Origin of the sequence: Stenotrophomonas sp. GD03777, from assembly GCF_029842485.1 — a bacterium.
GTDB lineage: Bacteria > Pseudomonadota > Gammaproteobacteria > Xanthomonadales > Xanthomonadaceae > Stenotrophomonas > Stenotrophomonas sepilia.
The window spans coordinates 14,743-35,975 of the sequence record NZ_JAOCGL010000033.1 but is presented as its reverse complement, the minus strand read 5'-3'; the positions used below and the strand labels follow the sequence as shown (position 1 = coordinate 35,975).

The window sequence follows — 21,233 nt, the reverse complement described above, 5'->3', positions numbered from 1 at the left end:
CCACACCGCCCCGCCATCCCACGCAATGCCGCTCTTGCTTCGGCCGTTGCCGTTGCTTCGGCTTGCAGCGGGTGCAGGGCCGCAAGCCCTGCAGAAAAACACCCTACCCCGCCATCACCGCTTCGATCTCATCGGCGCTGCGCGCCAGGCCTTCGGTCAGCACGCGATGACCGTCATCGGTGATCAGCACATCGTCTTCAGTGCGGATGCCGATACCGCGCCAACGCGGTTCCACCGTCGTGTCGTCCACGCCGATGTACAGCCCCGGCTCGATGGTGAACGCCATGCCAGGCTCCAGCAGACGTGAATCACCGGCGAGGCGGTAATCGCCCACATCGTGCACGTCCAATCCGATCCAGTGGCCGGTCTTGTGCCGGTAGAAGCGCTGGTACAGGCCTTCGGACAGATTCTTTTCCAGCGTGCCCTTCAGCAGGCCCAGGCGCAGCAGGCCCTCGGTCAAGGTCTGCACTGCGGCCAGATGGCCGGCCTCGTAGGGCACGCCCGGCTTGGCCTGGGCCAGCGCCGCCGCCTGCGCTTCACCGACCAGGTCGTGCAGCGCGCGCTGCTCGGCACTGAAGCGGCCGTTCACCGGGAAGGTGCGGGTGATGTCGCTGGCGTAGCCGCGGTACTCGGCACCGGCATCGATCAGCACCAGCTCGCCATCGCGCGACCGCGCGTTGTTGTCGCGGTAATGCAGGATGCAGCCGTTGCGGCCGGCACCGACGATGCTGCAATACGCAGGCACCGCATCGCTGGCGCGGAACACGCGTTCCAGCTCGGCCTGCAGTTCATACTCGTGGATGCCGGCCCTGGCGGCCTTCATCGCCGCCAGATGCGCACGCACGCTGATCTGTGCGGCGTGGTGCATCAGTGCCACTTCGGCGCCGGATTTGAACAGGCGCTGCTCGTGCAGCAGGTGGCCCAGCTCCAGGAACTCATGGGGCGGCTGCGCACCGTGGCGTACCTGCGAACGCACGCGGTTGACCCAGCCGATCAGCTTCAGATCGAAGTCGGCGTCGCGGCCGAAGTGGTAGTAGACGCGCGAGCGCCCTTCCAACAGGCCCGGCAGGATGTCGTCCAGATCATCGATCGGGTAGGCATCGTCCATCCCGTACTGCGCTACCGCGCCTTCCTGGCCGGCGCGGCTGCCGTCCCATGCCTCGCGCTCGGCATCGCGCTCGCGGCAGAACAGGATGGCCTCGCCATGGCGGCGGCCCGGAATCAGCACCAGCACCGCTTCCGGTTCCGGGAAGCCGGTCAGGTACTGGAAATCCGAATCCTGGCGGAACGGATAATGGGTATCGAGGCTGCGCACCTTCTCGGCTGCGGCCGGCAGTACCAGGATCGCATCCTCGCCAGCCATGTCCATCAGCTGGCGGCGGCGACGCTTGTATTCGCCGGCCGCGATGCCGGTGCGCTGCTTGATATCCATCAGTTCAGGCGCTGCCGATGGCGCGCGGCCAGCACCACGTCGCCGTGCAGCAGCAGCACCGCCACGCGGATGAATTCCTCGATCTCCGACAGGGCTTCGTCGTCGTCATCGCCGCCGGCCTCGAAATCCTCACTGGACGCACGCGCCAGGCTGGCCATGTCGGTCAGCGCTTCTTCGCCCTCTTCGGACAGGGCCGGGCGGCGGCCGCCGCTGCCCAGGCCGAAGCCGCCCAGGAACGAGCGGGTCCAGCTGAACATGGCATCGGCCTGCGCGGACACGTCGTCGCTGTCGGCGAGCAGCAGTTCGAAGGCGAAGTCGCGGTCTTCCAGCTGCTTGATGGTGGCCTGCAGCAGCTGCCCCAGCACGCTGTCGGCGGCCACCGGTGGCAGGGTGTCGTCGGCCAGCACGCGCGCCGGCCAATCGTTGCCGGGGGCGCCGCCGGCGGCCAGCCAGCCGCACAGCGCTCCGTGCAGCTCGGCAGCGGTAGCGCCCAGGCCCAGCGCCTGGCTGGCGCGGGTAACGTCGTCGACGGAGGGAAGTTCGGTCATCGTGCGGCTCGTTCGGAATAAGGAAACCCGGGGTGCGCACGCGCGCGCCCGTGAGACCCTGTAGTGTAGCAACCCTGCGTCATCCTCTCGTGGCCGTCCGGCCTTGCTGCGACAGCGCTTGACCGCCCTCACCCGGCTTGCCTATCGTGCCCGCATGGAACCCGCCGATCCCCTTGCCCAGCTGCAGGACTTTGCCGCCCGCGTGGACGCGTTGCTTGAACGCAACCAGCGCCTGGCCGAGGAGAACCGCAGCCTGCGCCACCAGCAGGAACAGCTGGTGGCCGAGCGCTCGACGCTGCTGGCCAAGAACGAACAGGCGCGCTCGCGGGTGGAAGCGATGATCAGCCGGCTCAAATCCCTGGAGCAGCACACATGAGCGCCGAACCGGTCAGTGTCCGCATCCTCGATCGTGAATACACCGTGGGCGTTGGCGGCGACGAACGCGACAGCCTGATGGCTGCTGCGCGCCTGCTCGATGCGCGCATGCGCGAGATCCGCGGCAGCAACCGCATGGCCGCCGTCGACCGCGTCGCCGTGCTGGCCGCGCTGAACCTGGCCCACGAACTGCAGCTGCTGCGCGACGAGAACGCCCGCCAGGCCGTGGCGCTGCAGCAGACGCTGGCCGACCTGAACCGGCGCCTGGACCGCGCCATCGACGGCACCCCATAGAAAAAGGGGACGGAGGGAATTAAGGCGCATTCGCCCCTTCCGTGCTGGAAACGCCTTAATTCCCTCCGTCCCCTTTTTGCTTGTCTGAATTGGCACGGACTGTTGCCGACGAACGGCCTATCCAGATCCTGCGTGCTGGCTATAATGGCCACGCGTTCTCTGCGGTACTCGACGGCATGTGCAAACATTCGCCTTGTCCCTTAAGAACGACACCGGGAGCGCGACAGCGCCGGGAGTGCAGGTCCGCCTTGTAGCGGGAAGCCCGATGGTTCTCCAGCGTTCCCACTTGAGCCCCCGGGTTCAAGGTCGTTTCGCATGCATCGACATTGCGGAGAATGCAATATTCCAGCAAGGGCGGCGTCTTCGGGCGTCGCCCTTGTTCTTTCCGGCACAATGATGGCTGATCCTTGCCGCTCGCTGCCATGACCGACCCGCGCCAGGCCCTGCGCCACGACCTGCGGCAACGCCGCCGTGACCTTAACGCTGGTGAGCGCATCGCCGCCGCCGAATCGCTTGCCGATGCCCTGCTCGCCCTGCCGTTCGCCCCGCGCGAAGGCGCCGTGGCCGGCTACTGGGCGCTGGATGGCGAAATCGCCCTGCACCGCTGGCAGCTGCAGCTGCCCGAAGGACTCACCTACTGCCTGCCGGTGCTGGCCGGCGACGTGCTGCGCTTCGCACCATGGCGGCCCGGGCATCCGCTGACCAGCAACCGCTATGGCATCCCCGAGCCGGACGTGGCCGTGGAAGACACCCTGGAACCGGAACGGATGGCGCTGGTCGTGACCCCATTGGTGGGTTTCGACGCACAGTGCCGCCGGCTGGGCATGGGGGGCGGCTGGTATGATCGCAGCTTCGCCTTCCGCCACGACCGGCCGGCGCCGCCCTGGCTGGTCGGTGCTGCGTTCGCGGTGCAGCAGGTCGAGTCCTTGCCGGTGGCGTCGTGGGACGTGCCGGTGGATGCGATCTGCACCGAAGACGGCACCCTGTTCCCCTCCGCTGCCCCCGTGAACGCATGACCGCCCGCAAGCGCTACTGGCTGATGAAGTCCGAACCGGACGCCTTCTCCATCGATGACCTGGCAAAGGTCAAGGTCGAACCCTGGAACGGGGTGCGCAACTACCAGGCGCGCAATTTCATGCGCGATGGCATGCAGGTGGGCGACGGCATCCTGTTCTACCACTCCAACACCAAGGTGCCCGGCATCGTCGGCCTGGCCACCGTCGCCAGCCCAGCCTACCCGGACGACACCCAGTTCGACCCGAAATCCGACTACCACGACCCCAAGAGCACGCGCGAAAACCCGCGCTGGATGCTGGTGGACGTGGCCTTCGACCGCAAGCTCAAGCAGGTGATCGCGCTGGACGAGATCAAGCTGCACGCTGACGAGCTCGGCGAGGGCTTCCCGCTGGTTGCCAAGGGCAATCGCCTGTCGGTGTTCCCGGTGACCGCCGCGCAGTGGAAGCTGCTGCTGTCGCTGGAAAAGAAATCCTGATTCCCCGCCTGAGAGTTCTTCCCATGTCCGAAGCCAAGCGCCTGGCCGCCGAGAAAGCCATCGAGTACGTCGAAGACGGCATGATCGTCGGTGTCGGCACCGGTTCCACCGTGGCCTATTTCATCGATGCCCTGGCCCGCATCCAGCACCGCATCAAGGGCGCCGTGTCCAGCTCCGAGCAGAGCACCGCACGCCTGAAGCAGCACGGCATCGAGGTGATCGAGCTGAACCACAGTGGCAACCTGTCGCTGTACGTCGATGGCGCCGACGAGTGCGACCCGAACAAGTGCCTGATCAAGGGCGGCGGCGCCGCACTGACCCGCGAGAAGATCATTGCCGAGGCCAGCGAGCGCTTCATCTGCATCGTCGACCCGAGCAAGCAGGTGCCGGTGCTGGGCAAGTTCCCGCTGCCGGTGGAAGTGATCCCGATGGCGCGCAGCCTGGTCGCCCGCCAGATCCGCGACATGACCGGCGGCCAGCCGACCTGGCGCGAGGGCGTGGTCACCGACAACGGCAACCAGATCCTGGACATCCACAACCTGCAGATCACCGATCCGGAAAAGCTGGAGCGCGAGCTCAACCAGTTGCCGGGCGTGGTCTGCGTCGGCCTGTTCGCGCGCCGTCGCGCCGATGTGGTGATCGTCGGTGGCGAGCCGCCGGTCGTGCTCTGACCCTTCCCAAGGATCCTGACAATGTCGCTGTTGCGTTCGCTGCTGATGCTTCCGCTGCTGGCCCTGGCCGGCTGCGCCACCGACGCGGCCCGCCATTGGGTCGAGCTGGACGGCGCCCGCTACCAGGTCGAGCTGGCCACCAACGATGAAACCCGCGCGCGCGGGCTGATGTTCCGCGACCAGATGGCGGCCGACCACGGCATGCTGTTCATCCACGACCGCGAGGAAATGCAGGCGTACTGGATGAAGAACACCAAGATCGCGCTGGACATCCTTTACTTCGACAGCCAGCGCAAGCTGGTCAGCCAGCAGCGCGACGTACCGCCGTGCTCGGCCGGCGACATGTGCCCGCCCTATCCCAGCGGCGGCCCGGCGCGTTATGTGCTGGAACTCAACGCCGGCCAGGCCGAGAAGCTGCAGCTCAAGGACGGCACGGAGCTGAAATTCGGTCCGGGCATCGAAAAATAACGGTAGTGCCGGCCGCTGGCCGGCAATCCAACCCGACCGGGGTCAGATCCCTTTCGCAAGCGAAAGGGATCTGACCCCTGAATTTTTCACGCGACACCGCTTGAAACCGCCTGCGAATGACGCCAGTCTGTGGCCATGCAGGACCGGATCACACTCCCCGACTGGGATGCCTTGGCCGACCTCGAAGACGAGGCGCTGCCACTGTTGCCGACCGCGCTGCTGATCGCGCGCGATGAATACCCCGATCTGCAGCCGTCCACCTACGACGCGCTGATCCAGAGCCATGTCGAGCACCTCCGCTCGGAAGTGGAGAGCATCGACAACAGCCCGCTGAAGATGGCGGCGATCAACCGCCACCTGTTCGACGAGCTGGGCTACAGCGGCGACCACGACGAGTACTACGACCCGCGCAACAGCTACCTCAACCAGGTATTCGAGCGCCGCCTGGGCAACCCGATCTCGCTGGCGCTGGTGCAGATGGAAGTCGCGCGCCGGCTGGGTATTCCGCTCGATGGCGTGTCCTTCCCCGGCCACTTCCTGGTGCGCCTGCCGGTGGACGACGGCGTGCTGGTGATGGACCCGTTCAACGGCGGCCGGCCGCTGGACGTGGACGAACTGCGCGAGCGGGCCAAGTCACACCTGGGCGGGCAGATGCCCGACGACCAGGTGCTGGCGCAGATCCTCGACCCGGCGCCCGCGCGCGCGATCCTGATGCGCATGCTGCGCAACCTGCACGGCGTGTATGCCGAAGCCGGCGAGTGGGACCGCGCCGCGCGCAGTGCCGACCGCCTGCTGAAGCTGGCCCCGGAGCAGGACGATGCGCTGCGCGACCGCGGCCTGGCCTACCTGCAGCTGGAGTACCTGGCCGGTGCCCGCCACGATCTGGGCCAGTACCTGAAGCGCAACCCGGAAGCCAGCGACGCGCAGTGGCTGCGCGAGAAGCTGATCGACCTCGGCGGGCCGATGCCGCGGCTGCATTGAGGGAGTCGGTGTGTGGACCGACAGTCCACGCCTGCCTTCATCCATCGACCTCGACCATCTCGAAATCGGCCTTGGTCACCCCGCAATCCGGGCAGGTCCAGGTCTCGGGAATGTCCTCCCAGCGCGTCCCTGGCGCGATGCCTTCCTCCGGCAAGCCTTCTGCTTCGCTGTACAGGAAGCCGCAGACCACGCACATCCAGGTGCGCAAGGTGGTGGGGGTGGCATCGCTCATCGGATAATCAGGACTGGATTCACGGGCCGCCATTGTCCCATCGCGGTCCACTCACCGGTAGCCATCGATGACTTCTGCTTCCCCGGCGCCCCGCGGCGTCTACCTGATCACCCCGGACGAGCCCGATACCGCACGCCTGCTGGCCCGTACCGCGCCGCTGCTGGCCGCGGGCGCCACCTGGCTGCAGTACCGCAACAAGACCGCAAGCGACGCGCTGCGGCGGGAGCAGGCCACCGCGCTGCAGGCACTGTGCGCAGACCACGGCGTACCGCTGATCGTCAACGACGACCCGGCGCTGGCCAAGGCCGTGGGCGCGGCGGGCGTGCACCTGGGCGGCACCGACGGCGACATCCCCAGCGCGCGCGCCCTGCTCGGCCCCGAGGCCATCATCGGCGCCTCCTGCTATGACCAGCTGGCCAATGCCGAGAGGGCCGTGGCCGCCGGCGCCAGCTACGTGGCCTTCGGCGCGTACTTCCCGACCACCACCAAGATCACCACCAGCCGCGCCCATACCGACCTGCTGCGGCAAAGCGCCGCACTGGGCGTGCCGCGGGTGGCGATCGGTGGCCTGACGCCGGACAATGTCGGTCCCATCATCGACGCCGGCGCCGATCTGGTCGCCGTGGTCAGCAGCGTGTTCGCCGCCGAAGACCCGGTCGCGACCCAGCGCGCCTACCTCGCCCAGTTCGCGTAATGCCCAGGAAAGCCCCATGAACCACGACCAGTCCCACGCCCTGTTCTCCCGCGCCCAGCAGCTGTTGCCGGGCGGCGTCAATTCGCCGGTGCGCGCGTTCAAGTCGGTCGGCGGCGAGCCGTTCTTCGTTGAACGCGCCGACGGTGCCTACCTGTACGACGTCGATGGCAACCGCTACATCGACTACGTCGGCTCCTGGGGCCCGATGATCGTCGGCCACAACCATCCGGCGGTACGCCAGGCGGTGAAGAAGGCGATCGACAACGGCCTGTCGTTCGGCGCGCCATGCGCGGCCGAAGTCACCATGGCCGAGACCATCACCCGCCTGGTGCCGTCGTGCGAGATGGTGCGCATGGTCAACTCCGGCACCGAGGCCACCCTGTCGGCGATCCGGCTGGCGCGTGGCGCCACCGGCCGCAACCGCATCGTCAAGTTCGAAGGCTGCTACCACGGCCACGGCGACTCGTTCCTGGTCAAGGCCGGCAGCGGCATGTTGACCCTGGGCGTGCCGACCTCGCCGGGCGTCCCGGCCGGGCTGAGCGAACTGACCCTGACCCTGCCCTACAACGACTTCGAAGCGGCCACTGCGCTGTTCGAGCAGCAGGGCGATGACATCGCCGGCCTGATCATCGAACCGGTGGTCGGCAACGCCAACTGCATCCCGCCGCGCGAGGGCTACCTGCAGCACCTGCGCGAACTGTGCACGAAACACGGCGCGCTGCTGATCTTCGACGAAGTGATGACCGGCTTCCGCGTTGCCCTCGGCGGTGCGCAGGGGCACTACGGCATCACCCCGGACCTGACCACCTTCGGCAAGATCATCGGCGGCGGCATGCCGGTGGGCGCCTACGGCGGTCGCCGCGAGCTCATGCAGCAGATCGCCCCGGCCGGCCCGATCTACCAGGCCGGCACGCTGAGCGGCAACCCGGTGGCGATGGCCGCTGGCCTGGCGATGCTGGAGCTGATCCAGCAGCCGGGCTTCCACGCCGACCTGGCCGAGCGCACCGCACGCCTGTGCGCCGGCCTGGAAGCGGCCGCCGCCGAAGCCGGCGTGGCGGTGACCACCACCCGCGTGGGCGCGATGTTCGGGCTGTTCTTCACCGATGAGAAGGTGGAGACCTATGCGCAGGCCACCGCCTGTGACATCCCAGCGTTCAACCGCTTCTTCCACGCGATGCTGGAGCAGGGCGTGTTCCTGGCGCCGTCGGCGTACGAGGCCGGTTTCCTGTCCAGCGCGCACGACGATGCCGTGATCGAGGCCACCCTCGCCGCCGCACGCGTAGCATTCAAGGCCGCCAAGGGCTGAGACACCCTCTGGTAGGTGCCAACCTTGGTTGGCACAAAAAGGGGACGGAGGGGATTGAGTCGTTTATGCACAAACGACTCAATCCCCTCCGTCCCCTTTTTTCAACCGAAGACGAACTTGCCCTTCATCATCGCGAAGTGGCCGGGGAACGAGCAGAAGAAGGTGTAGTCGCCGCCCTTCTGCAGGCCTTGGGTGGAAAAGCGCACGCGCGTGATCTCGCCACCACCAATTACTTTGGTGTGCGCCAGCACGCGCTTGTCAGCCTTCGGCAGGTAGCTGTCGGCCAGTGTCATGCGCATGCCTGCCAGTGCCACCGGCTGGTAATCGGCAGTGCGGGTCAGCACCCAGTTATGGCCCATCGCGGTAGCGGCCAGCTTGCCGGTGTGGCGCAGGGTCAGGTCCACGGCAGTGCAGTCGGCGGCAAGCTTGATCTCGCGAGTGCTGAAGCTCATCTGGTCGGTGCTGTCGATGTTCACTGCACACACCCGCGCCATCGCCGACGGCGCCAGCATCAGCGCGCCCAGTCCCACTGCCACCCACCAAGCCTTCATCGTTGCCTCTCCTGCGGATTCAAGCGCCATTCTAGGCAGGCCCCTGCGGCCGCGTCTGCGACCGTCTGTCGCATGCCCACTCCAGGGTTTCCCGCGCACTCACTGCAATGGCATGCTCGACCGATGCGGATCGACCTGTTGCTGCTGGATGTGGATGGCGTGCTGGTGCAGTACCAGCGCGCGCAGCGCGTGCTGCACCTGGCGCAGGTACTGGATGTTACCCCTGCCGCAGTGCAGGCGGCGCTGTTCGACAGCGGACTGGAAGCGGCGCATGACAACGGCACGCTGCAGGGTCCGGCCTATCTGGCGCGGCTGGGGGAGTGCCTGGGCAGGACCGTCGATGTACCCAGCTGGATCGCCGCACGCCAGGCGGCCAGCCATCCGCAGCACGCGGTGCTGCAGCGGCTGCAGGTCCTGCAGCTGCCACTGGCGGTACTGACCAACAATGGCGCGCTGATGGTGCAGGCGCTGCCCATCCTGCTGCCGGAACTGTTCCCTGCGCTGCAGGGACGCGTGTTCTGCAGCGCCGATTTCGGCCTGCGCAAACCCGCACCGGAGGTCTTCCTGCGCACGCTTGAGGCCCTCGGCGTGGCGCCTTCGCGCACGCTGTTCGTCGATGACCTGTTCGCCAATGTGCGCGGCGCACGCGCCGCCGGCCTGCACGCGGAAACCGTGCGCGATGGCCGTGGATTGGGCAAGGTGTTGAAGCGTTACGCGGTGGGCTGATCGGGGTCAGAGCCCTCTCCGCAGGAGAGGGATCCGACCCCAGCGCCGGGGCCTCAGCGCGCGGCGATGAACGCAGCAATCGCTGCGCGCAGGCGCTTGAGGCCTTCGGCCACTTCTTCGTCGGTGATGTTCAGCGACGGCACGAAGCGCAACACGTCCGGGCCGGCCTGCAGGGTCAGCAGGCCGTGCTCGGCGGCATGGTCGAGGATCGCCCCGGCCTGGCCGGCAAAGTCCTTGCCCAGCACCGCGCCCAGCATCAGGCCGCGGCCACGCACGTCGCTGAACACACCGAACTCGTCGTTGATGCGGGCAAAGCCATCGCGCAGCGCCTTCGACTGGCGGCTGACATTGGCGGCGATCTCCGCCGAGGCCAGCTTGCGCAGTGCCACGCGGGCCACCGCAGCGGCCAGCGGGTTGCCGCCGAAGGTGGTGCCGTGCGCGCCGAACTGCATGGTCTCGGCCACCTTCGGGCCGGCCAGCATCGCGCCGATCGGGAAGCCGCCACCGAGTGCCTTGGCCAGGGTGACCATGTCCGGCACCACATCATCCTGCCAGTGCGCGAACAGCGTGCCGGTACGGCCCATGCCGGCCTGGATCTCGTCCAGCACCAGCAGTGCGTTGTGCTGGTCGCACAGTTCACGCACGCGCTTGAGGAAACCGGACTTGGCCGGCATCACGCCGCCCTCGCCCTGGATCGGCTCCAGCATCACCGCCGCCACGTCGCCGGCGGCCATCGCGGTTTCCAGCTGCACCTCATCGTTGAAATCGATGTAGCGGAAGCCGCCAGGCAGCGGCTCGTAGCCTTCCTGGTACTTCGGCTGGGCGGTAGCGGTCACCGCGCCCATCGTGCGGCCGTGGAAGCTGCCACGGAAGGTGATGATGACGCGCTTGTCGGCCGGGCGGCCCTGGCTGGAGGCCCACTTGCGGACCATCTTGATCGCCACTTCGTTGGCTTCGGCGCCGGAGTTGCACAGGAACACCCGCTCGGCGAAGCGACTGGCCTTCACCAGTTCCTCGGCCAGGTGCAGCGGCGGTGCGCTGTAGAACACGTTGCTGGTGTGCCAGAGCTTGCCGGCCTGCTCGACCAGCGCGGCCACCAGGTCCGGATCGTTGTGGCCCAGGCCGCACACGGCGATGCCGGCAGCCAGGTCGATGAACTCACGGCCCTGGCTGTCCCATACGCGGGCGCCCTGGCCTCGCTCCAGTACCACCTGGCGGGGCTTGTAGACCGGCAGGTAATAGTGCGAAAGGGAGATCAGCGGATCGGTCGCGGCGGTCATGGCAGTCGGCGGGGTTCAGGAACGCCCATTCTCGCGCCGGAACCCCTGCGGCACAATGCGCCCATGCGACCGTTTTCCGCCCCCCAGCTCAACCCCGCCACCGAGACCGGCTGGCGCCGTCGGTGGTTCGACATCATCTACCGCCATGACACCCGCCCTTCGCGCAATTTCGACCTGATCCTGGTGGTGGCGATCGTCGCCAGCATCCTGGTGGTGATGATCGACAGCGTGCAGCACCTGCATGCCGAATGGTCCACCGGCCTGTACATCCTGGAATGGGGATTCACGATCATCTTCACCGCCGAGTACCTGCTGCGGCTGGCGGTGGTCAAGCGCCCGCTGCGGTATGCAGTGAGCATCTGGGGCATCATCGACCTGCTGTCGATCCTGCCCGCCTACCTGTCGATGTTCATCCCCGGCGCGCAGAGCCTGCTGGTGGTGCGCGCGCTGCGCATCCTGCGGGTGTTCCGCATCCTGAAGCTGACCCGCTACATCGAGGAAAGCGGCGTCCTGATGACGTCGCTGTGGCGCAGCCGGCGCAAGGTGCTGGTGTTCCTGTTCACGGTGATCACCATCACCATCATCGCCGGTGCGCTGATGTACGTGATCGAGGGCCCCGACCACGGTTTCACCAACATCCCGGCCAGCATGTACTGGGCGGTGGTGACCATGGCCACGGTCGGCTTCGGCGATATCGTGCCGCAGACCGTGCTCGGCCGCTTCGTCACCTCGGTGCTGATCCTGATCGGCTACAGCATCATCGCCGTGCCCACCGGCATCTACACCGCCGAACTGGCCAGCACCATGCGTGAAGCCGAGCAGGCCGCGCGCCGCGATGCGCGTGGCTGCCCGGAGTGTGGGCTGGAAGGCCACGAGCCGGATGCACGGTATTGCCGCAAGTGCGGCGGTCAGCTACCGGATCCGTTCAACCATTGAGGCGCATGCCGGCCAGCGGCCGGCACTACCCTTGGCGCTTATGCATGGATGCGCGCGCTGCTCATCGCAGGCGGTTGCTGGTGGAGACCAGATCGTTGTAGGCGTCCAGCAGAGTGGATTGCGCACCTTCCGGCGCCGAGGTGTCCCAGCTGCCGGAGGCCTTGCGCTCGGCAGCCAGCCCTTCGGCGGTGATCGGCTTGCCCTGCTGCAGACGCTCCACGCCGCGCCCGGCGGTGCGTACCAGCTTGTCCGCTGAACGCTGCACGTGGCCCCACATCGGGTCGTCCTTGCCCACCCCGGAGTTCTGGATTTCCGTCACCAGCGCCTGGTAATCGGCCAGCTGTACGCGCAACGCCGCCAGATCCGGTGCGTCGCCCTGGAAGGCCATGGCCAGCTGCTTGCCATCGCCCAGCAGGCGCAGATGGTAGTAGGCCAGCGAACGGCCTTCGCTCTCCTCGATCTGCTTCAGCTGTGCCGCGCGACGATCGTTCTCGTTCTTCTCCAGTGCCGCATCCAGTGCCTCGCTGGCCTTGAAGAACCCGGCATAGGCCTGCATCAACGGCGCGTGCTGGCTGCGCAGGCCTTCACCACCATCGCGGCGATAGTCCTCACGGGTGAAGTAGCCGTCGGCGCGTTCGATCAGCGCGTACAGCGACTGGAAGGCCTGCTGGTAGTCACGCGCCGGTGCATCCAGCGCGGTAGACGGGTTCTTTGCCAGCGCATCGGTCAGCGCCTGGCCGCAGTACTCCACGCGGTGCGACAGCACCTTGCCCGGTGAGCGCGGCTGCGTTTCCTTGCCGGTCGGACCGGCTTCGGGATCCTTCATCCAGCCGGTGTAGGTCTGGAAGCCTTCGTGGATGGGTTGTTCAACGCCGTTGTAGCACTCGATGTAGGCGTTGACCTTCTCCAGGCCGGGATCGGCCGCCGCCGGCCCCGGCACTTTGTCGCAACCGGCCGTACCGACCAGCGTGCCGAGCAGAAGAAGGGGAAGCAGGCGTACAGAAGCGTTCAAATCGATTCCTTGCAGAAAGAGGCGGTAGATATCCTCGCGCATGACGCAAGCACCCGCATCGGCGGCCTCGCAAAGGCCCTGCCGTTCGGAAGTGTGCGATGCGATGCGTCGCAATCGACCTGTTCGATTGCGACACAAATGACACGATGGACGCTGCGATTACTGGCGGTTGCTCTGGAAAACCAGCGAGTTGTATTCCTGCATCAGCTTGCTGGCAGAGCCGCGCGGCGCCATCGAGGGCGAATCCAGCATACGCCGTTCGAAATCGCTGTAGGGCGTCTTGCTGCTGACCCGGTGCAGCCGCTCCTTGCCTTCCCGACGGAAGTTCTCGGCTTCGCGCTCGAAGCTGTTCCAGTCCAGCTTGCCCGGCTCCTGGTCAGCCACCTTCGCATGCGCTTCGTCGGAAATGCGGTTGAACGCATCCAGACGCTCGCTGGCCTTGGCCTGATCGAAATCATCCTCGCTCATCAGATCCATGATGGCCTTGGCTTCCAGCATCATCGCCAGGCGGTAGTACTCGCGCGTGCGACCCTCGGCCTGCTCCAGTGCCTTGAGCTGCTCGCGCTGGGCGGCGTCGTTCTGGCGCTCCAGCTCGGCATTGAACGTTTCGCTGGCAGCCACGAAATCCTTGAAGGCGACCATCAGGGGCGCGTGCAGCTGCTTGCCCTTGGCGAACTGGTCGTCTTCGTAGTCCTGGCGATCGTAGTAGTCGTGCGCGTCCTTGCTGATCGGCACCAGTGCCTTCAGCGCCTGCTGGTAGTGGCCAGCAGCAGCATCGAGTTCGGCCAGCACTGGCTTGGCAGCCATCGCCTCGGTCACGGGGGCATCGCACTGCTTCATGTCGTAATCGCTGATCTCGAACGGACCGTACACCTGTGTCTCGCGACCGGTCGGGCCGGCGGCGACATCCTTGATCCAGCGCGTATAGGACTCGATGCTGCCGTGGGTCTTCGAATCAAGCGCGTTGAAGCAGCCGATGTAGGCGTTGAGCTTGGCGGTCAACTGCTGCTGCGGGTCGGACGGCGCCGCGCTGGCGTCCGGCGTGCCGGAGGCAGCGGCGCCGCCCGCAGCGGCGGGTGCCTTGCCACCGCAGGCGACGAGGATCAACGACAGCGAAGCGACCAGCGCCGCGACCGAAAGAGTGCGTGACATGTGCTCACATCCCTGTTGAAAACGATTACAGCCGCGCATTCTAGCGCAGCAGGCCGAAGGTCGCAGCCCTCGGCCTCTTCCGGCGACGCGCGATCAATCCAGGAACAGATCCGGCAGCAACGGACGCGATGGATCCACTGCGTAGCCCGAAAGATCGGTGATACCCGCCTGCGCCAGCACGTCATCGTCGATCAGGAACTGGCCATGGAAGCCCGCCGCTTCGCGCACCAGCACCGCATGCGCGGCATCAGCCATGATCTGCGGCGTGCGGCAGCCGGCCGCATCCACGCCAGGGATCATGTTGATCGCATCGGTGGCGATCACCGTGCGCGGCCACAGCGCGTTCACCGCCACACCCTGCGGGCCGAATTCCGCGGCCAGGCCGAGCGTGACGAAGCTCATGCCCATCTTCGCCAGCGTGTAGCCGGTATGCGCGCCCCACCACTTCGGTTCCAGGCTCGGCGGCGGTGCCAGGGTCAGGATGTGCGGGGTCGGCGCCTGCAGCAGGTACGGCAGGCAGGCCTGCGCACACAGGAAGCTGCCACGCGAATTGACCTGCTGCATCAGGTCGAAGCGTTTCATCGGCGTATCCAGCGTGCCACGCAGCCAGATCGCGCTGGCGTTGTTGATCAGGATGTCGATGCCCCCAAAGGTGTCGACCGTGGCCGCAACCGCGGCCTGCACCTGCTCTTCCTCGCGGATATCGCACTTCAGCGCCAGCCCTTGGCCACCGGCGGCGGTAACGGCCTCGGCCGCGCTGTGGATGGTACCTGGCAGCTTCGGGTTCGGCACCGCCGACTTGGCCGCAATGGCCACGTTCGCCCCGTCACGCGCAGCGCGCAGTGCGATGGCCAGGCCGATGCCACGCGAGGCACCCGTGATGAAAAGCGTTTTGCCCTGCAGACTGCCCACGTTCCACACTCCAGCGTATGCAATGAGCCGCTAGTATGCCGCGCCGACGTGGAGTTCACCCGGCCTTGACGATACTGGCGCCTCCAGTCAACGCACGAGGTCCACGCCATGCGCCGTTCCCGCCTGTTGCTGCCTGCCCTGGGGCTTGCCCTGCTGACCGCCTGCCAGGGCCGTTCGCCGGAACCCGGCAAGGAACCGTCGGCCGGTGACACGCCCAGCGCGGAGAAAGCCGCCGCAGACGGCAAGCTGCGCTGGAGCGAGGCAGTGGTGTGGGATGGCGACCTCAACGCCTGCCGCCAGGGCGGGAATTCAGCCACGCGTGAGTGCCTGCGCGATGCGATGCGCGCTGGTGGCGCAAGCGCCGATGCCATTGCTGCCGCCGAACAGTTGTCCACCGGCGGCGAGCTGGCCTACGTGACGGCCTGGCACGAGAACGAAGGCCTGGGCATTGCCACGGTCGAGTATCCGTTCCGCGCCAACACCAACGAGGGCACCCGCCTGGTCGACGCCACCGGCAAGCGCATCGATGTGGATGCCGTGCAGCTGGACGACACCCTGCGTGCCGACCCCGCCGTGCAGGCCCTGCTGAAGGACCACCCGCAGGCCACGCCGTTCGCACCGGCGCAGTCGGGCGGGGCCACGCCGCTGGAGAACGGCGGCATCCGCCTGCTGTACCGCACGCCGCTGCGTGACTGCCACGCCTGCCCGGATGTAGGCCAGCTGCAGATCGCCTACGACTTCGACGCCAAGCGCAACTTCATCGGCCAGCAGGTAGTGCCGGCAACGCCGTAAGGTCGCCGGCACTACATCAAGGCCGTCAGCGGGCGCATCCACGCATCGCGTGGATCTACCGGTACGCCTGCGCCTGCTTCCTCAGCAGATGCGGCACGATCAGCTGATGCACCGGCGCAACCGGCAGCATGTATACGCGCCCGAACGCGTTGTGCGTATGCACCACGGTCGCCACTTCCAGTACGTCGCCCTGCCACTGCAGGGCCAGCTGCACACGCAGGTGGCGGTCGTCGTCTTCCAGCACGATGGCATCGTCACTGAGCGACTGCAGGGTGAAGATGCCCAGTCGCTGCCCGGGTTGAGGATCCGCAACATCCTGCACCGCGCGCAACGAGCCCAGGTGCTTCATGCCGAGCAGGCGCATGCCGCGATTGCGCAGCGCCATCAGCCCATCGAACCAGCCGGGAATGGTCGCGGCCATATCGCGATAGGCCTGCAAGGCCGAGCGCCCATCACGATGGGTTGTTGCCTGGCAGGCGTGCACGAAGTCGGCACCGGCCAGCTGTGGGCGCAGGACGCTGCCCGCACTCGGTGGGCCGGTCACTACCTGCAGTGGACTCACGGCTTGGGCCCCTGCCCCTCGTTGTCTTCCCAATGCAGGATGCGACGGGTAACGAAGCGGTAGACCGGCTTGCCCGTGGCGAACCACAGTTCGCGCACCCACGAGGTGCGCTTGAGCACGCGCTTTTCCACTGGGGTGAGCGACCCACGGCAGTACATGCGCTTGTGCTTGAGCAGGTGGCGCAGGTCCTCGCGGGCCAGCAGGCGCATCCAGCGCGAGCGCGGGTTGCCGATCACTGCCAGCTGGAAGTCGATCAATGCCGGGCGGCCGTCTTCGGTCACCAGCCAGTTGGCTTCCTTGGCCAGGTCGTTGTGGGCCACGCCGCGCCGATGCAGCTGCTGCAGCAGCCGACGCGCGGCGCGGAACCAGGCCAGGTCGCCACGCGGTGGGCGCTGGTACATGGCGTCGCCGGCCATGAAACTGCGGTCGAGATGATGCCCATTCCACGCCAGCAGCTGCGGCACGTCGGCCATGCCATGGATATGGCGCAGCGCGCGCGCTTCGCGGCGGGCCAGCCACCAGGCCGGCAGGCGCAACCACAGCGGCGTGGCGCCCAGGTCACGGCGTACGAAGGGGCCGGCAGGCCCCTCCACACGGAGGATGCGACCGAAGCTGTCGGCCTTCAAAGCATGTGGTGGCGTGTCTGGCGTATGCGGCATGGGCCCATTCTAGGCGATGGCGCCGGTTGCAAACGGTCACCAAGCGGCTGGGAACCAGTCACCTTCACGCCCCTATAATCGGGCAATGGACTCTTCATGGATCGACGCCACGCTTGCGTGGATTGCCGCTCACCCCGTGCTGGCGGGTGCCGTTATCTTCCTCATCGCCTTCTGCGATGCGGTGATCATTCTCGGCGCCATCGTGCCGGCGCTGCCGCTGCTGTTTGCGGTGGGCGTGTTCATCGGCCTGGGCCAGATCTCCGGACCTTACGCGGTGGCGGCGGCCGCACTGGGCGCATTCGCCGGCGATGGCATCAGTTACTGGATCGGGCGCCGCTGGGGCGACCGCCTGCGTGGCGTGTGGCCGTTCAGCCGTTACCCGCAGCTGCTCGACCGCGGCGAAAACCTGTTCCGCCGCAACGCGTTCAAGAGCATTCTGGTGGCACGCTACGTCGGCGCGATCCGGCCGTTCGTGCCGGCCATCGCGGGCATGATGAAGATGCCAGCCAGCCGCTATGTACAGGCCAGTGGTATCGCCAGCATTTCATGGGCGGTGCTGTTCCTGGCCCCCGGCTGGATTCTTGGCGAGGCCTATGACGCGGTGGCCGCAGTAGCCGGTCGGCTGGTGGTGGTGGTCGGCCTGCTGGCGGTGATCCTTGGCCTGGTCTGGGCCCTCGTGCTGTACGGCTACCGCTGGTCGGCCGCGCGCATGGACAACTGGCTGGCACGCCTGCTCGACTGGTCCAACCGCCATCCGACGCTGGGCCGCTACACCGTCGGCGTGCTGGATCCGAAGCGGCGCGAGTCGGTGCCGCTGGCGATGCTGGCGCTGATGCTGCTGGTGCTGGGCTGGGGCTGGTTCGCGCTGCTGACCGTGGTGGTCGCGCATGGCGAGCCACTGGCGATCGACCTGCTGGTACACCAGGCAATGCTGGCCCTGCGCAACCCGCTGGCCGATTACCCGATGGCCGCGCTGGCGTCGCTGGGCGCCTGGCAGGTGCTGCTGCCGGCCACTGCGGCGGCGATGGGCTACCTGGTCTGGCGCCGGCGCTGGATGGCGGCCGCGCACTGGCTGGCCGCGCTGGCCTTCGGCCTGGCGCTGACCATGCTGCTCGGCGCTACCGTCGATGTTGTGCGCCCGGTCGACGCCAGCAGCGGCTTCGGCTTCCCGTCGGTGTCGGTGACGATGGCCACCATCACCTTCGGCTTCTTCGCGGTGCTGATCGCCCGCGAGATGCCCGGCCGTACCCGCGTCTGGCCGTACCTGGTGTCGGGCATCGTGGTCAGCCTGATCGGTTTCTCGCGCCTGTACCTGGGCGCGCATTGGCTGAGCGATGTGATCGGCGGCATGCTGTTCGGCACCTTCTGGCTGCTGGTGCTGGGCATCGCCTACCGCCGCCGCTTCAACCGCTCGTTCTGGGTGAAGCCGGTGGCATGGCTGTTCTACGGCGTCTTCGCCGTCGCCGCGATGTGGTACGCACCGCGCAACATCCCGGTGAAGCTGGAACGCTTCGAGCCGACCTTGCCGGCCCCGCAGGCAATGGACACGCAGGCCTGGTGGCAGCACGACTGGGCGACACTGCCGGCGCGCCGCAACGAGTTCGATGACGACCAGCGCTGGCCGCTGGACGTACAGGTGGCCGGTCCGCTGGCACCGCTGCAGGCGCAACTGGAAGCGCGCGGCTGGAAGCGGCAGGAGCAGGCTGGCTGGCAGCAGGCGCTGCTGATGCTGGACAAGAACACCGGCGCCGATGAACTGCCGGTGCTGCCGGCGACGCTGGAAACCCGCGTGGAAGCGCTGTTGATGGTACGCCCGGGTACACACCGTGATGAGCGCTACGTACTGCGCCTGTGGCCGGCCCCTGCGCAGTTGCAGCCGGGCAACACGCCGCTGTGGCTGGGCAGTGCACAGACCCTGCGCTACGAACGCCATTTCGAGTGGATCGGCATGTGGCACCCGCTGCGTGGCGTCGACCCGGCATTGAATGCCGTAAAGGACGCCGTGCAGGACCTGCCGCAGCGCGAGGACGTGCACAGCGAAACCGGGTTGCCGGTGCTGCGGTTGAAGACCACGCCGTGATCGAGCCGGTGCTTCTCTGGTAGTCGCCAACCTAGGTTGGCGCTTCGGGTGAAGACTGCCAACCAAGGTTGGCATCTACCGGTTCCGCTGCGCTCTGGTAGTGGCCAACCTTGGTTGGCTTTTACCGGCTACGGCATCCAGCCCAGCAGCTGCTGCAACCGCTGGTGCGGATCGTCCATCTGCAGCAGCTGAAGGCGCTGCTGCTCGCTCAGCGGCAGCAGCTCGGCCAGCCGCCAGCCGACCCAGCTGGCCTGGTCCAGCAGCGCCGGATTGGCCGGCGCATAGGCCTCGCCGGCCTGCTCGATGATGTGCCCCAGCACCGTGGCCAGCAGTGCATGCTGCGGCCGCAGTTCGTCATCGGGGTCTTCCTCGCACCAGCGCACGTCAGCCACCACCAGGCCGTTGTCGCGCACGCGGGTGCGCTCGACATGGAAGCGACGGGTACCGCGCAGGCGCAGCTGCAGCACGCCGTCGGCGCCGACATCGAAGTCTTCGATGCGTACCTGCACGCCAAAGGCGGCCGGTGTCGCCGGTGCGCCGACCTCCTCGCCCTCGAGGATCAGGCAGACGCCAAATCCCTCACCACTGCGGCCGCTGTCGCGGACCAGGTCCAGATAGCGCCGCTCGAACACGCGCAGGCCTACCGCTGCACCCGGTACCAGCGCGGTGTGCAGCGGGAACAGCGGCAGCGAGCCGTCGCCGCTCATCGGGCCTGCAGCGCGGCGAGGAAGCGGCGCGGGGCACCGTCGAAGCCACCGTTGGACATGAATACCACGTGGTCGCCGCTGCGCGCGCTGGCCTGCAGCTGCGCCAGCAATGCGTCGGTATCGGGCACCGCGTGGGCTTCGCCACGCACCGCGGCGATCACCGCCGCAGCATCCCAGGCCAGTTCCGGGCGATGCAGGAACACCACTTCATCGGCCAGCGCCAGCGAGGGAGCCAGCGCCTGCGCATGTGCGCCCAGCCGCATCGAGTTGCTGCGCGGCTCCATCGCGACCACGATGCGCGCATCACCCACCTTGGAACGCAGGCCCTCCAGTGTGGTGGCGATCGCAGTCGGATGGTGGGCGAAATCGTCGTAGACGGTGATGCCGTCATGGCTGCCGATCACTTCCATGCGGCGCTTGACGCTGCGGAAGCGTGCCAGCGCCGGAATAACCTGGGCAGGTGCCACGCCCACTGCATGCGCGGCGGCCAGCGCGGCCAATCCATTGAGCACGTTGTGGCGGCCCAGCAGCGACCACTGCACATCACCCAGCGCCTGCCCACGATGGTGCACGCGGAAGGCGCTGCCATCAGCGGCCAGCAGCTCGGCATGCCATTCCAGCGACGGATCGAATCCAAAGCGCTCGACCGGGGTCCAGCAGCCCATCGCCAGCACTTCGGCAAGGTACTGATCCTCGCCGTTGACGATCAGCCGCCCACGTGCGGGTACGGTACGCACCAGATGGTGGAACTGGCGCTGGATCGCGGCCACGTCCGGGAAGATGTCGGCGTGGTCGTACTCAAGGTTGTTGAGGATGGCCACCAGCGGCCGGTAGTGCACGAACTTGCTGCGCTTGTCGAAGAAGGCCGTGTCGTACTCATCGGCTTCGACCACGAACTCGCGCCCCTGGCCCAGGCGGGCGGAGACACCGAAATCCTCGGCGACACCGCCGATCAGGAAGCCCGGCGAGCGCCCTGCACTTTCCAGCAGCCAGGTGAGGATGGTGGTGGTGGTGGTCTTGCCATGGGTACCGGCCACGGCCAGCGTGTCGCGGCCCGGCAGCACCTGCTCGGACAGCCACTGCGCGCCGGAGATATAGCGCTGGCCGGCATCGAGCACGGCTTCCACGGCGGCATTGCCGCGCGACAGCGCGTTGCCGATCACCACCTCGTCGGTACCGGCCGGCACGCTGTCGGCACGGTAGCCCTGGTCCAGTGTGATGCCCAGCTGTTCGAGCTGGGTCGACATCGGCGGGTAGATGGCCTGGTCGCTGCCGCTGACGGAATGCCCAAGTTCCCGCGCCAGGGCGGCCACGCCGCCCATGAAGGTGCCGGCAATTGCAAGGATATGTACGCTGCTCATGACCGAGGAT

25 protein-coding genes and 1 other RNA gene are annotated in these 21,233 nt (G+C 67.2%); 14 read left to right on the top strand and 12 right to left on the bottom strand.

The window, feature by feature from the left end; all coding sequences use genetic code 11:
- Nucleotides 1-103 precede the first annotated feature (103 nt).
- Both N5E02_RS09605 and N5E02_RS09600 read right to left on the bottom strand, forming a co-directional pair.
- Nucleotides 104-1,426 carry an aminopeptidase P N-terminal domain-containing protein gene (locus N5E02_RS09605; protein WP_088123875.1) on the bottom strand — a complete coding sequence of 441 codons (1,323 nt, stop codon included), beginning with the start codon at nt 1,424-1,426 and terminating at the stop codon, nt 104-106.
- A gap of 5 nt (nt 1,427-1,431) precedes the next feature.
- Nucleotides 1,432-1,980, bottom strand: a complete 549-nt coding sequence (locus N5E02_RS09600) for a UPF0149 family protein (RefSeq protein ID WP_005418994.1) — start codon at nt 1,978-1,980, stop codon at nt 1,432-1,434.
- Between the two features lie 154 nt (nt 1,981-2,134).
- Here N5E02_RS09600 and N5E02_RS09595 point away from each other — a divergent pair, with 154 nt between their 5' ends.
- The 8 genes from N5E02_RS09595 (at nt 2,135) to N5E02_RS09560 (ending at nt 6,261) form a co-directional block, all read left to right on the top strand.
- Nucleotides 2,135-2,356: a TIGR02449 family protein gene (locus N5E02_RS09595; protein WP_005418996.1), complete on the top strand. Its 222-nt coding sequence runs from the start codon at nt 2,135-2,137 to the stop codon at nt 2,354-2,356.
- Nucleotides 2,353-2,649, top strand: coding sequence for a cell division protein ZapA (locus N5E02_RS09590; protein ID WP_005410899.1), 297 nt, complete (start codon nt 2,353-2,355; stop codon nt 2,647-2,649). The genes N5E02_RS09595 and N5E02_RS09590 overlap by 4 nt, the downstream gene beginning before the upstream one ends.
- A 153-nt stretch (nt 2,650-2,802) precedes the next feature.
- Nucleotides 2,803-2,988: non-coding RNA, 6S RNA (gene ssrS, locus N5E02_RS09585), on the top strand.
- A gap of 83 nt (nt 2,989-3,071) precedes the next feature.
- Entirely contained in the window at nt 3,072-3,665 is a 594-nt protein-coding gene (locus N5E02_RS09580) for a 5-formyltetrahydrofolate cyclo-ligase (protein WP_111200510.1), read from the top strand.
- Nucleotides 3,662-4,141: an EVE domain-containing protein gene (locus N5E02_RS09575; protein ID WP_005419001.1), complete on the top strand. Its 480-nt coding sequence runs from the start codon at nt 3,662-3,664 to the stop codon at nt 4,139-4,141. The genes N5E02_RS09580 and N5E02_RS09575 overlap by 4 nt, the downstream gene beginning before the upstream one ends.
- A gap of 23 nt (nt 4,142-4,164) precedes the next feature.
- Nucleotides 4,165-4,812 carry a ribose-5-phosphate isomerase RpiA gene (gene rpiA, locus N5E02_RS09570; protein WP_005419003.1) on the top strand — a complete coding sequence of 216 codons (648 nt, stop codon included), beginning with the start codon at nt 4,165-4,167 and terminating at the stop codon, nt 4,810-4,812.
- A 21-nt stretch (nt 4,813-4,833) separates the two neighbouring features.
- Entirely contained in the window at nt 4,834-5,280 is a 447-nt protein-coding gene (locus N5E02_RS09565; protein ID WP_005419005.1) for a DUF192 domain-containing protein, read from the top strand.
- A 135-nt stretch (nt 5,281-5,415) separates the two neighbouring features.
- The gene (locus N5E02_RS09560; RefSeq protein ID WP_005419007.1) at nt 5,416-6,261 is read left to right on the top strand and encodes a SirB1 family protein; all 846 of its coding nucleotides are present in this window, start codon (nt 5,416-5,418) and stop codon (nt 6,259-6,261) included.
- A 37-nt stretch (nt 6,262-6,298) separates the two neighbouring features.
- On the opposite strand, the gene N5E02_RS09555 is transcribed toward N5E02_RS09560, so the two are convergent.
- Nucleotides 6,299-6,526, bottom strand: a complete 228-nt coding sequence (locus N5E02_RS09555; RefSeq protein ID WP_080375060.1) for a rubredoxin — start codon at nt 6,524-6,526, stop codon at nt 6,299-6,301.
- Between the two features lie 34 nt (nt 6,527-6,560).
- Here N5E02_RS09555 and thiE point away from each other — a divergent pair, with 34 nt between their 5' ends.
- Together thiE and hemL are read left to right on the top strand one after the other, a co-directional pair.
- Entirely contained in the window at nt 6,561-7,187 is a 627-nt protein-coding gene (gene thiE / locus N5E02_RS09550) for a thiamine phosphate synthase (RefSeq protein WP_164229907.1), read from the top strand.
- Between the two features lie 16 nt (nt 7,188-7,203).
- Nucleotides 7,204-8,493, top strand: a complete 1,290-nt coding sequence (gene hemL, locus N5E02_RS09545) for a glutamate-1-semialdehyde 2,1-aminomutase (RefSeq protein ID WP_065178366.1) — start codon at nt 7,204-7,206, stop codon at nt 8,491-8,493.
- 101 nt (nt 8,494-8,594) lie between these two features.
- Here hemL and azu read toward each other — a convergent pair whose 3' ends face one another.
- Nucleotides 8,595-9,044 carry an azurin gene (gene azu, locus N5E02_RS09540; protein ID WP_139727611.1) on the bottom strand — a complete coding sequence of 150 codons (450 nt, stop codon included), beginning with the start codon at nt 9,042-9,044 and terminating at the stop codon, nt 8,595-8,597.
- A gap of 123 nt (nt 9,045-9,167) precedes the next feature.
- On the opposite strand from azu, the gene N5E02_RS09535 reads away from it, so the two are divergent.
- Nucleotides 9,168-9,770, top strand: a complete 603-nt coding sequence (locus tag N5E02_RS09535; RefSeq protein ID WP_005419017.1) for an HAD-IA family hydrolase — start codon at nt 9,168-9,170, stop codon at nt 9,768-9,770.
- A gap of 53 nt (nt 9,771-9,823) precedes the next feature.
- Here N5E02_RS09535 and N5E02_RS09530 read toward each other — a convergent pair whose 3' ends face one another.
- Nucleotides 9,824-11,050, bottom strand: a complete 1,227-nt coding sequence (locus N5E02_RS09530; protein ID WP_053497478.1) for an acetylornithine transaminase — start codon at nt 11,048-11,050, stop codon at nt 9,824-9,826.
- Nucleotides 11,051-11,113: 63 nt separating this feature from the next.
- Between N5E02_RS09530 and N5E02_RS09525 the strand changes: the two genes are divergently transcribed.
- Complete coding sequence (locus tag N5E02_RS09525; protein WP_065185336.1) at nt 11,114-11,986, top strand: ion transporter; 873 nt, start codon at nt 11,114-11,116, stop codon at nt 11,984-11,986.
- A gap of 61 nt (nt 11,987-12,047) precedes the next feature.
- Here N5E02_RS09525 and N5E02_RS09520 read toward each other — a convergent pair whose 3' ends face one another.
- From N5E02_RS09520 to N5E02_RS09510, 3 genes are all read right to left on the bottom strand, one after another.
- Nucleotides 12,048-12,998: a YiiG family protein gene (locus N5E02_RS09520; protein ID WP_065185337.1), complete on the bottom strand. Its 951-nt coding sequence runs from the start codon at nt 12,996-12,998 to the stop codon at nt 12,048-12,050.
- A 159-nt stretch (nt 12,999-13,157) separates the two neighbouring features.
- On the bottom strand, nt 13,158-14,150 hold the full coding sequence (locus tag N5E02_RS09515; protein ID WP_065185338.1) for a YiiG family protein: 993 nt from the start codon (nt 14,148-14,150) through the stop codon (nt 13,158-13,160).
- Between the two features lie 93 nt (nt 14,151-14,243).
- Nucleotides 14,244-15,062 (bottom strand): NAD(P)-dependent oxidoreductase, encoded by an 819-nt coding sequence (locus N5E02_RS09510; protein ID WP_139727615.1) that lies wholly within the window; start codon nt 15,060-15,062, stop codon nt 14,244-14,246.
- A gap of 108 nt (nt 15,063-15,170) precedes the next feature.
- Between N5E02_RS09510 and N5E02_RS09505 the strand changes: the two genes are divergently transcribed.
- Entirely contained in the window at nt 15,171-15,854 is a 684-nt protein-coding gene (locus tag N5E02_RS09505) for a hypothetical protein (RefSeq protein ID WP_065185339.1), read from the top strand.
- 55 nt (nt 15,855-15,909) lie between these two features.
- Here the strand turns inward: N5E02_RS09505 and N5E02_RS09500 are convergent, their stop codons facing one another.
- Nucleotides 15,910-16,416, bottom strand: coding sequence for a DUF2867 domain-containing protein (locus N5E02_RS09500; protein ID WP_065178362.1), 507 nt, complete (start codon nt 16,414-16,416; stop codon nt 15,910-15,912).
- Nucleotides 16,413-17,075: a serine/threonine-protein kinase gene (locus tag N5E02_RS09495; RefSeq protein WP_065178361.1), complete on the bottom strand. Its 663-nt coding sequence runs from the start codon at nt 17,073-17,075 to the stop codon at nt 16,413-16,415. Before N5E02_RS09495 ends, N5E02_RS09500 begins: the two co-directional genes overlap by 4 nt.
- 85 nt (nt 17,076-17,160) lie before the next feature.
- Between N5E02_RS09495 and N5E02_RS09490 the strand changes: the two genes are divergently transcribed.
- Nucleotides 17,161-19,155, top strand: coding sequence for a bifunctional DedA family/phosphatase PAP2 family protein (locus N5E02_RS09490; RefSeq protein WP_164229909.1), 1,995 nt, complete (start codon nt 17,161-17,163; stop codon nt 19,153-19,155).
- A 128-nt stretch (nt 19,156-19,283) separates the two neighbouring features.
- Here N5E02_RS09490 and N5E02_RS09485 read toward each other — a convergent pair whose 3' ends face one another.
- Both N5E02_RS09485 and mpl read right to left on the bottom strand, forming a co-directional pair.
- Nucleotides 19,284-19,862, bottom strand: coding sequence for an LON peptidase substrate-binding domain-containing protein (locus N5E02_RS09485; protein WP_005419042.1), 579 nt, complete (start codon nt 19,860-19,862; stop codon nt 19,284-19,286).
- Nucleotides 19,859-21,223: a UDP-N-acetylmuramate:L-alanyl-gamma-D-glutamyl-meso-diaminopimelate ligase gene (mpl, locus tag N5E02_RS09480; protein ID WP_005419043.1), complete on the bottom strand. Its 1,365-nt coding sequence runs from the start codon at nt 21,221-21,223 to the stop codon at nt 19,859-19,861. The genes N5E02_RS09485 and mpl overlap by 4 nt, the downstream gene beginning before the upstream one ends.
- Nucleotides 21,224-21,233 lie beyond the last annotated feature (10 nt).